The 13,682-nt window shown below is 71.5% G+C and carries 13 protein-coding genes; 7 read left to right on the top strand and 6 right to left on the bottom strand.

Annotated elements, in window-relative coordinates:
• Positions 1 to 3: 3 nt before the first annotated feature.
• From QRT03_RS31245 to QRT03_RS31235, 3 genes are all read right to left on the bottom strand, one after another.
• Positions 4 to 327 (bottom strand): hypothetical protein, encoded by a 324-nt coding sequence (locus QRT03_RS31245; RefSeq protein ID WP_286057081.1) that lies wholly within the window; start codon positions 325 to 327, stop codon positions 4 to 6.
• A complete protein-coding gene (locus tag QRT03_RS31240) occupies positions 327 to 1,601 on the bottom strand; it encodes a CpaE/TadZ family protein (RefSeq protein ID WP_286057080.1) in 1,275 nt (424 codons plus the stop codon). The genes QRT03_RS31245 and QRT03_RS31240 overlap by 1 nt, the downstream gene beginning before the upstream one ends.
• A 1,069-nt stretch (positions 1,602 to 2,670) precedes the next feature.
• Complete coding sequence (locus QRT03_RS31235) at positions 2,671 to 4,878, bottom strand: GH12 family glycosyl hydrolase domain-containing protein (RefSeq protein WP_286057079.1); 2,208 nt, start codon at positions 4,876 to 4,878, stop codon at positions 2,671 to 2,673.
• A gap of 322 nt (positions 4,879 to 5,200) precedes the next feature.
• Between QRT03_RS31235 and QRT03_RS31230 the strand changes: the two genes are divergently transcribed.
• Positions 5,201 to 5,722 carry a hypothetical protein gene (locus QRT03_RS31230; RefSeq protein ID WP_286057078.1) on the top strand — a complete coding sequence of 174 codons (522 nt, stop codon included), beginning with the start codon at positions 5,201 to 5,203 and terminating at the stop codon, positions 5,720 to 5,722.
• Positions 5,723 to 6,556: 834 nt separating this feature from the next.
• On the opposite strand, the gene QRT03_RS31225 is transcribed toward QRT03_RS31230, so the two are convergent.
• On the bottom strand, positions 6,557 to 6,856 hold the full coding sequence (locus QRT03_RS31225) for a hypothetical protein (RefSeq protein WP_286057077.1): 300 nt from the start codon (positions 6,854 to 6,856) through the stop codon (positions 6,557 to 6,559).
• A gap of 87 nt (positions 6,857 to 6,943) precedes the next feature.
• Positions 6,944 to 7,597, bottom strand: coding sequence for an RNA polymerase sigma factor (locus QRT03_RS31220; protein ID WP_286057076.1), 654 nt, complete (start codon positions 7,595 to 7,597; stop codon positions 6,944 to 6,946).
• 343 nt (positions 7,598 to 7,940) lie between these two features.
• On the opposite strand from QRT03_RS31220, the gene QRT03_RS31215 reads away from it, so the two are divergent.
• The 6 genes from QRT03_RS31215 to QRT03_RS31190 all read left to right on the top strand — a co-directional run bounded on the left by QRT03_RS31215 (position 7,941) and on the right by QRT03_RS31190 (position 12,630).
• On the top strand, positions 7,941 to 8,495 hold the full coding sequence (locus tag QRT03_RS31215; protein WP_286057075.1) for a helix-turn-helix domain-containing protein: 555 nt from the start codon (positions 7,941 to 7,943) through the stop codon (positions 8,493 to 8,495).
• A 115-nt stretch (positions 8,496 to 8,610) separates the two neighbouring features.
• Entirely contained in the window at positions 8,611 to 9,093 is a 483-nt protein-coding gene (locus QRT03_RS31210; protein WP_286057074.1) for a hypothetical protein, read from the top strand.
• A 170-nt stretch (positions 9,094 to 9,263) separates the two neighbouring features.
• Positions 9,264 to 9,734, top strand: coding sequence for a hypothetical protein (locus QRT03_RS31205; protein WP_286057073.1), 471 nt, complete (start codon positions 9,264 to 9,266; stop codon positions 9,732 to 9,734).
• A complete protein-coding gene (locus QRT03_RS31200) occupies positions 9,734 to 10,912 on the top strand; it encodes a hypothetical protein (protein ID WP_286057072.1) in 1,179 nt (392 codons plus the stop codon). The genes QRT03_RS31205 and QRT03_RS31200 overlap by 1 nt, the downstream gene beginning before the upstream one ends.
• Positions 10,913 to 10,968: 56 nt before the next feature.
• Positions 10,969 to 12,228, top strand: coding sequence for an amidohydrolase family protein (locus QRT03_RS31195; RefSeq protein ID WP_286057071.1), 1,260 nt, complete (start codon positions 10,969 to 10,971; stop codon positions 12,226 to 12,228).
• 183 nt (positions 12,229 to 12,411) lie between these two features.
• A complete protein-coding gene (locus QRT03_RS31190; protein WP_286057070.1) occupies positions 12,412 to 12,630 on the top strand; it encodes a hypothetical protein in 219 nt (72 codons plus the stop codon).
• 440 nt (positions 12,631 to 13,070) lie between these two features.
• On the opposite strand, the gene QRT03_RS31185 is transcribed toward QRT03_RS31190, so the two are convergent.
• A complete protein-coding gene (locus QRT03_RS31185; protein WP_286057069.1) occupies positions 13,071 to 13,367 on the bottom strand; it encodes a hypothetical protein in 297 nt (98 codons plus the stop codon).
• Positions 13,368 to 13,682 lie beyond the last annotated feature (315 nt).

Raw genomic sequence — 13,682 nt, 5'->3', positions numbered from 1 at the left:
GGCTCAGCCGGTCCCGGCGAAGCTGTTGAGCACCGTCGGGCCGACCCCGAACAGGATCGCCCCGCCCACCGCGGCGAGCATCATCAGCGCGCCGGTGTTGCCGTAGCGCCGGTTGTCGACCACCCGCCCGGCGGTGAAGGCGATGATCCCGCCCATGAACGCCACCGCGCACGCTCCCAGCGCGATCCACTTCAGGTAGCCCAGGATCTGGGTGAGCTTCTCCGAACCCGGAGGGGCCTGCGGTCCCGGGTCGGGGACCTGTGCTGGGAGCGCCGCGAGGAGCTGGTGGGCCAGGTCGTGGGCGGCGGTCGTGGTGGTGAGCAGCATCAGCGGCCTCCGAACAGTCGGGTCAGGGATGGCAGCGCCCCGCCGGGGGCGAGGTTGTTCGGGATCAGGCCCCAGCGGGCCGGGATCGCCGCGGCCGCGGCCCGCAGCCGGTCGGGGACCGGGTCCGCGCCGATGCCGCCGGCGCCGACGGTGGGGTCGTAGGGCAGGAACACCGCGTGTTCCATCAGCTCGCCGAGGGCCTGGGCAGCGACCCCGGTGATCTGCTTGGGCCAGCGCTTGGCCGAGACCACGACCAGCGCCGCGGGCGCGGCCACCTGCCCGGCGGCGATCCACGGGCGCAGCCGGGTCAGCAGCTGGTTGGCGCGCATCAGCGAGGGCCGGTTCGGTTCGACCACCAGCACCGGGCGCGGGGAACTGGGGGTGCCGGCCTCCAGCCACGCCCCGGCGCCGCGCAGCGGGGACGCCGCGACCTGCCAGGGGTCCCAGCCCAGGTCGACCACCGTGGCCGCCGGCGCGGTCTGGTCCGGCAGCCACCAGCACGGTGAAGGCACCATCCGCGGAGACAGGACCTCGCTCGGTGGGGTGGCGAGCTGGGCGACCCAGCCGCCGCCGCGGCGGCCGTAGGCGACGCCGATCTTCGGGTGCAGGGTGCGGGCGGGTGGGCCCTGGTCGGCGACCGCGGCCGCGAGCCCGGAGCGGGCCGGGTCGGCGGCGTCGACGAGCAGGGTCGGCACCCCGCACACGTCCAGGGCGTCGAACAGCGCCGCGGTCACCACCGAGGCCCCGACCCCGGCCGACGCGCCGATCACCGGGATCACCACCCCGCCCTGGGCCCAGTCCGCGTGGCCCGGTTCGTGGCGGGCGGCGAGCCGTTCGACCGCGACCGCGGTCTCCATTGCCTCCTCGGTGCGCGCGAGCGCCGTGGCCGGCGCCCGGTCCGAGACCGGGCCGCGCGGATCGGCCAGTGCCCGCACGTGCGCGGTCTCCCCCGCGGCGACCGCGTCGTCGAGCTGCTCCGCGTCCGCCGGCGGCCACGCTTCCCGCGCCGCCGAGACCAGCGACCCCGGCAGTCCCTGCCCCAGCAGACCCCGCGCCGTCTCGTCCTCGTCGTCGACCGCGACCAGTTCCCCCGCCGGGAGCTCCCCGCGTCCCGGTGCGACGTCCGAGGGCGTCACCGAGGGCTTCTGCCCCCCGGGGCTGTAGTCGGGCGCGGGTCCGGACCCGGCGCTGCGGCCAGTGCGCCCGACACCGGCAGCGGCGGGGTCGGGGAGCCGCGGCAAGGGGTCGACGACGTCGAAGTCGACGTCGTCCACCTCAGAAGACCCGGCCGCCGGTGCCGCCGGTGCCGCCGGTGCCGCCGGAGCGATGGGGACGGCGGCCGCTGGTGGGAAGGCGGTGGGGTGTCGTGTGGGTTCGCGCGGCCCGGGCGGCGGCGCCGGAGGGAAGGGCGGCTGCAGCGCAGCAGCCGGCGGAGTCGTGGCCGGTCGCCGAGGCCCGGAGCCCGACGAGGTGCGCGAGTCGCGCACCGGGGCCGGTGGAACTGTGCCTGAGGCGCCTCGCGGTCGGGCGGTGGCGGCCGCGATCCGGTCCGACGTCACGTGCTGGGTCCGGGCCGCGTCGTCACCCCACGGCCGCGGCTCCGCCGACGAGGCTCCCAGGTCGGCCGAGGCCGCGTCCGGGGCCGACGGTGGGCGGGGCGTGAAGACCTGGGTGGGCTCCGGGTTCGCGTCAGACGCGGCTAGTTCCACTGCCGCGGCGGGCGGTGTCGGGTAGGTCGGTGGTGTGGGCGCCGCAGCGGGCGGGTTCGCCGCGGCGGGCGCGGTCGAGGCGGACGTCCGCGCAGGAGCGTCGTGTGGCGCGAACGCAGCGGCCCCCTGGCGGGGTGGGACGACCTGGGTGCGGTCGGCGTCGGTGATCGCGGCGGGCCGGTCGGCGTCGCGGCCGGTGAACGGGCGCCCGTCCCAGTCCTCGTCGCTGGGCACCACGAACCGGGGCGGCCCTGGCGCCGCGGCACTGAGCGGCGGCCGGTGCGGCGACGGGTGCTGGTGGGCTGGGTCGGGGTGCTTGGTGGGTGGGGTGGGACGCACGCGGTGGTCCTCGAGTTGGGTCACGCCGTCCTCCTGGGGCTGGGGTGCGACCGGAGCGCGCATCGCGGTGTCGCTCGCGAGGTCGGGTCAGGGCTCGGCGCGTGGGCGCATCGCTGCGCGGGTCGGTGGAGGTGGGACGGCCCGGGAGAACTCCCTGACCCGGTGGCCCCGCCGGACCGTCCCTGGCCCTCGCCGCGGTCGCGGGAGCTGCCCCAGCCCACGCACCCCGGGGAGGTCCAAGCCCGGCCGATGGCCGGGCCGATCGAGTGCCCGCGCCTCACCCTCCTCGCCGCGCTCACCTGCGAGCCCCGGCGACCGGCCGCGGTGACTTGGTCGTGCGAGTCGGGGGCTCGAAAGCCGGTCGTGGCCGCGGGAGGAGCAGCTCGGGGTAGCGGGCCCGGCGTCGACGGCGAACCTCGAGGACCGCGATCGGGATCATCGCCAGCAGCAGCCCGACCACTGGCAGCGCAGCGCCGGAGGTGGCCGTGGTGGCGCCGGCGAGGTTGCTGACCGACTCCAGCGAGTCCCCGATCTTCAAATCGTTGAGGAACAGGGTGCTGTCCTTGCCCTCCGAGGGGTCGCGGTAGATGCCGGTCTTGAGGTAGGCGCCGCCGTCGACAGTGGTGCCCTTGGGCGGGGTGTAGTTGGAGACCAGCTGCTTGCCGTCGCGCCAGACGTTGACGAAGCCGCCGCCGGTCTTGAACTCGACCTCGAGCTGCACCGAGACGTTGCTGCCCGGGGTGACCGCGCCGAGGTCCTTGTCGTGGTCGTTGCCCGAGGTCGCCAGCCACAGGTGGCCCTTGCCGACCTCGATCGCCACCGGCGGGGAGCCGTTGACCCCGTTGTCGTGCAGCTGCCAGATCACCTGCCAGCTGTCCGCGTCGGTAGCGAAGTTCTGGTCCAGGAACGCCGAGTAGCCGAAGAACTTGTGGTCGCCATCCTTGAAGGTGTCCTTCTCGGGCTGGGACTCCGAGCGCTTCCCGCCGCCGGGCACCTCGAACTTGACCGCCTGCCGACCCGCCACATTCGGCGACGCCGCCGCCACCGGGTCCTTCGCGTTCTCGTTGTTCCACGGCGTGGACTGGAACCCCTCCAGCCCGCTGGTCAACGACCACAACGCGCCGGTCGCGCCGCCCTTCGACGCCTCACCACCGGAACCCCCCGCAGACCCCGCACCCGCGCCCGACGCCGATGTCGTCGACGTCGGAGCCGCAGAAGCCGACTCAGATGACTCGGAGGACTCGGAGGACTCGGAGGACTCGGAGGACTCGGAGGACTCGGAGGATGAGGACTCCGGAGCCGACGACCCGGTCGACGTCACAGGCGAGCTAGTCGACGTCGCCGGCGAGCTGGACTCTGTCGCAGGCGAGCTGGATTTCGTTGCGCCGGAGCCCGCCGAGCTGGGCTTGCTTCCCGACGCCGTCGTCGAGGGTGCCGACGAGGACGGCGCTGCGGAGGTCGCGGAGGCGCCACCGCTGCCAGTCGAGGAGCTCGTAGCCGGCGAGCCGCTCGACGTCGCGGGCGGCGCGGACGTCGCGGTCACCCCGGCGCCGGCAGCGGCCCCCGAGGACTGCGGCGAGGAGCTCTGCGCCGCCCCGGAACTTGGGGCTGTCCCGGAGCTTGGGGCCGCACCGGAGCTCGGGGCCGCACCGGAGGTGCCCGTGCCCCCCGCGTTGCCCGAGGTCCCGGACGCCGCGGAGGAGGTCGGTACCGACGAGGTAGAGCCAGCGGCACCGGCCCCGCTGGCGCTGCCGTTGGCAGCCGCACCGGTGCCGGTGGCGCTCTGGCCGTTGGTGACATCGAATCGGGTCAGCTGCAGGCCGGGGCCGCCGGTCCAGGGCTCGAAGCCTGCCTGGATGTTGGTGAGGTAGTCGGCGTCGGAGACCACGCCCTGATTGACCGCGTCCTTGACGAAGTCGGTGATCGGGAGGTTGTCCGCGGAGTCGACGTAGCCCTGGCGCAGGTAGGAGATGACGTTGACGCCGCCGTTGGTGCCTTTCCAGACGTCCCAGTTGGCACCGCCGATTGAGACCTGGCCGGTCTTGTCGCCGATCGGCTTGATGCCTCCGGTCTCCTTGAGCCAGATCATCAGCTCGAGCTTGTCGTTGTGGCCGTTCTTCTTCGGGGTCGAGTCGGCCCAGATGTCGTAGGCCAGGTTCGACTTCGTGCCCGCCGGGATCTGTCCGGCGATCGAGGACGACAGCGGTCCGAGCTGCCCGATCTGGGTGGGCAGGGTGGTGCCCTTGGTGCAGGTGCCCATCCAGCAGCCGGACATGATCGAGGGGTACGCGGCGGGGGCGTCGTTCTTGTTGTGGTTGCCCGAGTCCACCGAGAAGCCGGGGCCGCCGTTGGTGGTGACGCACTGGCCGTCCGAGGCGCCCCACTCGTTGTTCTGGACCATGTAGGTGCCGTTGTCGACGTTGGTCGACCCGAACTTCTCGCACACCTTCTGCCCGGCACCCTGCGCCGACCCCGACGCAGCGGCCTGCGCCGCCGGCGACACCGCCGGACCGTTCGAGGCTCCCGCACCCGGGGCGCCGCCCGCCCCGGACACGGAGGGAGAGACCGACGTCGGCTTCTCCGCGCCCGAGGTCGACTGCTGAGCAGACGAGGGAGCGCCGGAGGAGGCCGGGCCATATGTGCCCGAGCCCTCTGTGCCCGCCGTGCCCGTCGCGGCGGGGCCTGACGTGGGCGACCCGGTAGCTGATGGCGGTGAACTCGTCGGCGCCGCGCTCGCCGTAGGGGCCTGAGCGCCACCAGAGCTCGACGTCGTCACCGACCCCTGCGGTGTCTCCGACCCAGTGCCAGTTGCCGGGGGGCCCGTCGTGGTCGCCGAAGACGCCCCGCCCGGAGCCGACTGCACCGTCGCCTGGGGAGCGCCGGAGCCGCTGGGGGCGGTCGCGCTGGCCGGCGGTGCCGTGGTCTGCGAGCTCGGGTACTCCTCAGCCCTGTCCGGCGGGGCACTCGACGGCGCACTCTCCGACCCGGCCGGCGCGGCGCTCGAGGAGGGCGGGGCGTCAGCGGACCACGGCGAGGCGCTCGGGCCGGGTACGTCGACCTGCACCTTCGGTGGCGCCCCGTTCGGCTGCGGGATCACGATGATCGGCCCGACCCGCACCGGCCCAACCTGCACCGGACCCACCGTCACCGGAGCGGGCAGCCCGTCCGTCGTTCCCGCGGGACTAGTCGTGGGCGTTGCACCCGGAGCTGGCGTGGTCGAGGCCTGGGCCGAGCGCGAGGGCTCCGGCACCTCGACCCGGGAGGTGCTGGCAGGAGGAAAAGCCTCTGGCTGGGATGAGGTGATTGGAGGCGAGGCCTGCTTCGAGGGGGCAGTGCCCTTCGTCTGAGCAGATGGCTGAATCGGCAGGACCGTGCTCGGCGAGTTCGCCTGCTCTCGCTTCGGCTGCTGCTGGCGAGAACTCGGCGCGACCGGTCCCGCGGCGGGCTTGGAGCGACTCGTCGTCGTGTCCCCGTCCCTGGTCGGGGAGGAGGTGGCTTCTGCCGAGGGGACGGTGTTGGTCGCTGACGTCTCAGGCGTGCCGATGGTCGGCGGGTAACCGGGCGAGGGCTCCTGCAGAGCAGGCGGGCTGGTGGGCGTCGTCGCGGAGGGCGGAGGCTCCGGGGTGATCGGAGCACCTGCGTCCGGTCCCGGGTTGGGAGTATCCGCCGATCGGGAGCCAGACGCCTGCGTGCCGGGCTCGCGGCTCCTTGATGCCGCGTTCCAGGGGCTCGATGACGCCGAGGGGTCCGCGAGCTGGGTCGAGCTCCCCGTGCTGGCCAGCGTTGCGACGCCGGCGATGCCGAACACAGCCAGGACGACAGTCGCGGCGATCACGACCCGGACCGGGGACATCACGCGCCTCGACGGCGCGGAGCCACCAGCCATGCGGCTTTCGCCGCCAAAGCCGAGGCGGTCTAAGGGGGTCGGGCCTCGACCGCGGGAGGGCTGCTGCTGGGGGCCACCGCCATGGCGGGACCCGAACGGGTCGCTCATGCGGTCCTGCCACTGCGGAAGCCCACGGACGTCTCCTCAAGCGGGACGCCGCTCGGGATGTGCGGCGCCTGCTGAGTAAGACCCGCCCTAGGCGGTGTATGGATCCGTTGAAATCGGAGTTTTTTGGCGGACAGCCGGGTACGCCCATGCGCTAGCGCGTGTGCAGAGCTTGTTCAAGCTGGTGGTGCTAGACCGCGGGGGGTTCGGGGTCGGCGTCGCCGCGGGCGAAGCGCTCGACCTCACGCCGCAGGTGCGACTCGACTCGCGAGGCCATGTCGTCGGGCATGTCGTCGGGCACGTCTACTGGGGTGCTGGGGAGCAGCCGTCGGACGGCTCGCATGCGCGCAAGCCGGGTCTGGGCGGCGGGGTCGCGCGCGATCCTCATACGGAGTCGTTCCTCCTCGGCGCCGGTGAGCTCGCCCGCCTCGTACGCGACGAGTTCATCGAGCGAGACGCCTGCGTCTCGCTCGTCGTCCGAGCTGCTCACGATCGGTCTCCTTGGGACCTGCTCACGTCCAGAGCCCGGTCCCGTCGAAGAGGTAAGACTCAGCCGATCACCCTACTGGCCTCATCGTCACAGAAAATCACCCAGTTGCTGGGCGAGGGCATCGCGGGCGCGCAGGACCCGGGACTTCACCGTGCCCACCGGGATCCCGAGCAGTTCGGCCGCGGCTGCGTTAGTGAACCCGCGCATATCGACCAGGAGGATGCACGCCCGTTGGTCTCGGCTGAGCAGCCCAAGGGCCTTCTCGACGCTGAGAGCCTGCTCTACGTCGGCGGCCGCGGGCGGTTGGCCCGCATCGAAGGGGCCCGAATCGATGCCGACCGGGACGGCGACCCGCCGCTGCCGCTCGAGGTGGCGGATTGCGGTGTTGACCGCGATCCGACGCATCCACAACGCCACCTGAGTCTCGCGGCGAACGCTTCCTGCGTGCCGGACCGCGCGAGTGAAGGTTTCCTGAAGGACGTCCTCGGTGTCTTGATAGTGCCCCACGACCCCATAGACGGTGCGGAACAGAGACCGACGGTGACGCCGCAGGAGCTCGGCGAACGCGTCCCGGTCACCTTCGAGGTGAGCGTGTAGTAGAGCCGCGTCCTGGAGCTCCTGCTCGTGGGTGGAGGCCGCAGTGTCGCCCGGGCTGGCGGGTGCCCCGCCGGCCGGCGTTCCCGCGCGGGCGCCGGAAGGACTGACCAGCAGTTCGCCGCCGTTCGCGTCGTGCTGCGCCATCACGCTCCTCCGAGCCACCCGCCGGATGGCGTGCGCCATCGCGGGATGTCTGTCGCTGTCTCGGTGCGGCCAAGTCCGCACCCCACCTGAACTGAGACCTCGCAGAAGGACGGGGCCAGCCGACGCACGTCGCACCACCACCTTGTGGAGCCCGCCCTCCGCCCTCCTGCCCCCCGGACCACGGGAAGCAACTCGAATCGGAGAGGCCAACGCGACGGTGTCCGCGCCTTCCGGGACTCCCTCTGGCCACCAATCCGGTCACAGCTCGTGGCGGAGTGCGTATCTGAGCGTACACGAGGGTAGCCGTTAGGCTAGAGAACGTTGAGCTTTGAGGACGCCCCCGGTGTCCGGGGCCCAGAAGCTGAGGAGGACTGAGGCTCTGATGGCCGAACAGGACGGGGACAGCACCTCGGGCGAGCGGACGCTCGCCGAGAAGCTGAACTACCTGTTCAGCATGGTGACCCCCGAGAACAAGGAGCGGGAGTACAGCGTGCGCGAGGCGGCCGCCCGCATGCGCGAGCTCGGTACAGACATGTCCCCATCGCACCTCTCTGAGCTGCGCAGGGGCATCAAGACGAACCCGACGATGCGGGTCCTGCAGGGCCTCGCGGACTTTTTCCAGGTCCCCGTGACGTACTTCTTCAACGATGGAGCAGTGGCCGACGAGGTCGCCGCTGAGCTGGAGCTACGGGTGGCTATGCGCGACGCGGCGGTGCGCGACGTGGCGTTCCGAATTACAGGGCTCCCCGAGCAGCACCGGGCCGCCATCTACCGCCTGCTCACAGGTGTGGTCCACGAGTACGGCGACGCGGGTGCCGGCCATGCACAGTCGGAGCACGTTGAAAGCCCTGCAGACGGCACTGACACAGACCAGGCGACGGAGCGCAACGGCGACTGACGCCGCAAGGTGTGCGCTCATATGCACATGCGCCTGAGCATGCGTTCGCTACAGCGGACATCGTGTGCGACACTAACGACCTGGCGAGATGTCGACATGGGTCGAGGGGGCCGTCGTGAGCGAGATGCCGGCGCTACCACTCGACCTCACCTCCGTGGCGGGTGCGCCGAGCCTGGGCGCCCGCCTGCGGCGTCGGGGCGCGGTGGCCCGGATGGTGCGAAGCGACGTGGCCTTCCCCGAGACTGAGGACCAGATCGTCGAGCGACTGATCCAGCTCGACCCAGAGCTCGGCGAACCAGGCACGGTTCAGCGCCTCGTCGCACGCCTGCTCACCAAGGACCTCGCGTCGGGCGAGTCGCCGCGTCTGCTCGCGAGCATGTCGATGGTGCTCGGGGTCGAGCGTGCTTATCTCACTGACCCCGACGTGGCAGATCGCTCGGACTGTGCGTTGATCGTGCAGGCGCTGATCGCTGGCGGGGTACAGGGTCAGGTGAGGATCTGCCGGAGCACCGGGGCTCCCGGCGTCGCCGAGATCATGATGGAGATCCTGTACGCGATGCTCGAGCTGAGGGGCGAGGTCCCTCAAGGGGGGATCTAGCAACAGGACGAACGGGATGCCCCGACTAGGTTCGGGTGGTACTGGTCATGTCAGCGTGTAACGATTCGACTCCGCACAGCGAACGAACGGTTGCCGTGCGAGGGGAGGCACCGGCAGTGACTATCCGTCAGCTGCGGCGGCGCTGCCGGAAGCTCCTGAGTGAGCTCTCTGTGGCCCAGCCACTCGACATCGACGAACTCGTCCAGAAGCTAAGCGAATCCCGCCCCCGCCGAATCGAGCTCGCGCCCCGGCCCCAGGCACCTGGATCGTTCGGGTGCGTGATGCCGATGCCCGGCCTGGACGTGATCGTGTTTCACGCTCAGAACAGCGCCGAGCGCACCCACATCCTCGCCCACGAACTGGCCCACTTGTTCCTGGGGCACCTCAACAGGGCCGATGACGGCGGCCTCGCGCTGGTCTGCGGCTTCGATGCAGTGACCACTCCGCGACAACGCAGTCAGTCGACGTCGTCGATGTATGACCCGCAGGCGGAGTGGGCGGCGGAGACCGCAGCGATCATCTTGTCGGGCTGGAGCACCTCGGCGGTCACTGGAGAGAAGACGATCGTCCGGTCGCCGGCGGCGCCGGAGCCGGTTCTCTCGCGCCTCGACCAAGCCTTCGGCGACCTCCGGGAGTGGTGATGACTCTGCTGACCGTCACCAAGACCCTCCCCGGGTATCTCGTCCAGCTGGTCATCCTGCTGGCCCTGCTCGGGATCAAGCTCGGACGACTCGCCGAGGAGCGCCGAAGGGGCATCGACCTCGATCCTCGGCGGCCCACGGTGGCCGCGTCTGCCTGCCTGATCGTCGGACTGTCCATCGGTGTCATGGGCAAGTTCATCGATGGCTTCACCGAGCTGTTCAACCCCTACGTGCTGCAGTACCTGCAGAACGTCATTACCGCCTCGACCTACTTCTGCCTGCTCTTCCTGTACCGCCCCGCCGGAGGCCTGCGCGTCCCGGCCGTGCGCCGAGAGGTGGCCCTGTTCGCCGTTGCTTGCTCGGTGCTCGCGGTCCTCTCGGGCCTGATGTGGTTCGGGGACCTCCCCCACGACGACTCCGCCGCCACCCTGGCCGGGCACCCGACGACAGGGGTCTTCTACCTGGTCGCACTCGGCTACTTCGCCTACCTCGACCTTTCGGTGGCAATTCCGACCCTTCGCTACCTCCGTCAGGCCCGGGGCTGGCTGCGAGTCGGCCTTGCCCTCGTCGCCGCCGCAGCCATGATGCATGCGGTCGCCGTCACCACCCGCTTCGTCGCCGTCGTGCTGAGCATGACCACGGGCGGGCGGCCCGAGTTGCTCTACGCGATCGCCAGCCCGCTCTACAACCTCGGCAACCCAGTGCTGATCCTCGGGTTGGTCGCCCCGCTGCTCGCAGGGCGCCTTGTAGCCACGCGACGCTGGGCGACCCGGCGCGTGCGCTACAGCCGGATGCGCACCCTGGCCACCACCGCGCTCACCGTCTTCCCCGAGGTCGAGCGGCCCGCCGTCGCCCTCGGCGGCACTGAACCCGGCCAGGCGCCGGCTGAGGCCACAACCCGGCCGCACTTCCGGTTCCGCTACGTCGGCCGCGTGACTCAGTGCCGCGACGCGATCAACCGTGCCGAGGGCTTCAGCGCAGCGGTACCGACTCCGAGCGAGAGCAGGACCCCGGCGGAACGTTTCTGGGCCGAGCTGATCGCATGCGGCGTCGACGACGACCGCAGCTACCCCACCCTCGACGACGAAGCGGCCGCCTACGCCGAACTATCTGCTCGGCTCCGCGAACGCGACCTGTCCTGGGCCACCGAGGAAGCTCAGCCCGCCGGCCAGTCCTGACCGCGATGCCCTGGCCCGCAGAGCCGACGCCGCGGTCGTGCGCGACGATCTTCACCGTGACCGCCCAGCACACGCCGACCCCTCCAGGGCCCGTTCTCCTGCGGGCGGGGCGCATCATCACTCGCCCCGACCAGCCGCCCGTGGAACTCGGCGCGGTCCTGATCGACGGGGACCGGATCGTCGCGGTCGGACCAACAACCGAATTCGAAGGCGCAGCAGGCGGGGCGACGGTCATGGACATTCCCGCCGCAACCGTCATGCCCGGACTGATCAACGTCCACGTTCACCTGTCTTTCGACGTCACCACCGATCCCCGACCGGCGCTCGAGGCCGGTGACCTTGCGACCCTCGAACACACAGTGCGCAGCAACGCCCGGGCCCTGCTCGACGGCGGAGTCACCACCGCTCGGGACCTGGGCGACCGTGACGGGCTGGTCGCCAGCTACCGCGCCCAGGTGCAGGCCGGCCAGCTGCTCGGGCCCACCATGCTCACCGCCCGCTCGCCTCTGACCGCCCCGAAAGGCCACTGCTGGTTCCTCGGCGGCGAGATCGACCTCAACGGCACCGCGGTCGAGAACCGCCGGACCGTCGACGCCGCGGTGGCCCGTCACCTCGCGGGGGGAGCTGACGTCATCAAGGTCATGACCAGCGGCGGGATGATGACGCCAGCCGGCGCCCCGATGTGGCAGAGCCAGTTCAGCGAGCAAGACCTCGCCTTGATCGTCGCGTCGGCGCGAGAGCACGGCCTGCCCGTCGCGGGCCACGCGCACGGAGCCGACGCGATGGCTGCCTGCGCGAAGGCCGGGGTCAACACCATCGAGCACGGAGGGTGGCTCGCTCCACCGGATGCCGATGGAGCTATGGGGTACGCGCCCTCCGAAGAGATCGCCGAGATCATCGCTCGCACCGGCATCGCTGTCGTACCCACCCGAGCTCGGGAGTGGGAGACGTGGCCGCCAGAGGCGCGCCTGGACCTGCAGCTCGCCAAACTCGCCTGGAACGACCAGCACGGCATCCGACTCGTCGCCGGGAACGATGCCGGTGTCGGCCAGGGCTACTTCGACACCCTCGTCGACACCGTCACCCAGTTCCACGCCGCCGGCTGGACCCACGCGCGCGCTTTGGCCACCGCCACCACTGAAGCCGCCCACGCCCTCGGGCTCGGCGCGCAGATCGGCCAGCTCACACCCGGATATCGCGCCGACCTGCTCGTCCTCGGTTCCAACCCTCTCGAGGACCTCCACGCCCTCGCAGACATCCAGCACGTCATCACTGGCGGCAGAGTCCACACCCCTGGCGCGCCCAGCCACAACTGATGGCGGCAGCGCCGGGCAGACGAACGCCAGCAGCTGCCAGGCCCTCCCGCGTCGGCTTCCCGTTCGAGGCCGAAGGTCAGACGGGATGGATCCAAAGTGGCCGCGTCGCGGGTCTAACTACTCGTGGCGATCTTTCGGCGTGTCGTACCTGTTCCTAGAACTTGGCCGTGCCAGAGTGCCCGCATGAAGCGAGGGGCAGGAGGCAGGCCGAGCCTCGGATACGTCAAGGACTACAAGGTCCGGCTCAAGGACGCCTCCTCTGGCGCGGTTGAGGCCGACTGCGACGCCGCGCAGGTCCGCTACCAGGACTACTTGGAGGCCATCATCGCGATCGGCCTGCGCCACCGCGACGAGCTCCCCGCGCACCTGCTGCCCGAGGAGGTGCTGCCGGAGGCGGGATGACGCGCGCCCGCGCGGCGCTGCACATCTGAACACCGGCACCACGGTCAGCCGCACCAGGCCCTAGACACACGAAAGCCCGCCCCTTGCCGGGGGCGGGCATGTGTCCCAGGAACCTGGGGCGGTCTCGGAAGTTCGTAGCTTCCTCGACCCGGGTGCCTCCGAAGTAGGAGGCTGCTGTACCAAGCTGCCCCCAGGGTAGCGCACGTCCTCCTTCTCCCCCACTCCGAACCGACGCGTGTCGCACGCGCCGGGCGCACACGCATCCCCTCAGCCAGGGCCCCGGACGAGACCCGCTGGCTCGGGACGCGTGGATCCCGCACGTCGCGACCCGGGCCGGTGCGGGTCGCTGCGCATGCTGTCGGGCGGCGAGGCGGGCGAAGGGCACGGCGCGACGCCTGGTCCTTCCGCCCGGCACCTACACCTCGGTGCCGGGATGGGCCTCACGCGACTACTGGTTGCGCGTCGCCCTGCCCACCGCGATCGCCCGCGGCCGTGAGGTCTTGGCGCGCCACCACGTCGCCCCCGAGACCCTCGCGCGCGTCATGGCCGTGCACGCCCGCCACGCCGACGATGACACCGGCCGCGCGATCACCGTCTCGGTCGAGCACGTGCGCGCCGAGGTCGGCTGCTCCGAGCGCACCGTGCAGCGCGCCCGCGCCGCCGCCCGCGAGCTCGGCATCGCCGTCGAGGTCTTCCGCGGCCGGCACATGTACCTCGCCGAGGCCATGGCCGCCCACGCCGCCGGCTCCAAGCAACGCCGCTACGTCTCGGTCTACGCGCTCGGTGTGCCCCGCTGGCTCACCCGCCACCTCCCCCACCGACTCGTCCCCGCCGCGGCGACCTCCGCAACCGCATCGACGCAGCTCGGAGGGCATGCTGGGGAAGATGGCACCCCCCCGATAGGCGGCCCAAGTCGATCTTTCCCCTCAAGAAGATCTCATGGATCTTCGGCGACAAGCGCCGACGGACTCGCTGCGCTCGAAGCCTCGACCAACCAGGGCACCCCGGATCCGGGACCGGGGACCCGCCCCCGGCCCCGCCTGGGCCCCGAT

This window comes from Actinomycetospora termitidis, from assembly GCF_030286555.1.
Lineage (GTDB): Bacteria > Actinomycetota > Actinomycetes > Mycobacteriales > Pseudonocardiaceae > Actinomycetospora > Actinomycetospora termitidis.
Note: the sequence above shows the minus strand (reverse complement) of the source record. Positions and strands in the feature narration are given on the sequence as shown.

Bases quoted from the DNA above. Each gene is read 5' to 3' on its own strand.
- QRT03_RS31220 (WP_286057076.1), bottom strand. From the start codon at position 7,597: ATGGCGCAGCACGACGCGAACGGCGGCGAACTGCTGGTCAGTCCTTCC.
- QRT03_RS31200 (WP_286057072.1), top strand. From the start codon at position 9,734: ATGACTCTGCTGACCGTCACCAAGACCCTCCCCGGGTATCTCGTCCAG.
- QRT03_RS31190 (WP_286057070.1), top strand. From the start codon at position 12,412: ATGAAGCGAGGGGCAGGAGGCAGGCCGAGCCTCGGATACGTCAAGGAC.
- QRT03_RS31245 (WP_286057081.1), bottom strand. From the start codon at position 327: ATGCTGCTCACCACCACGACCGCCGCCCACGACCTGGCCCACCAGCTC.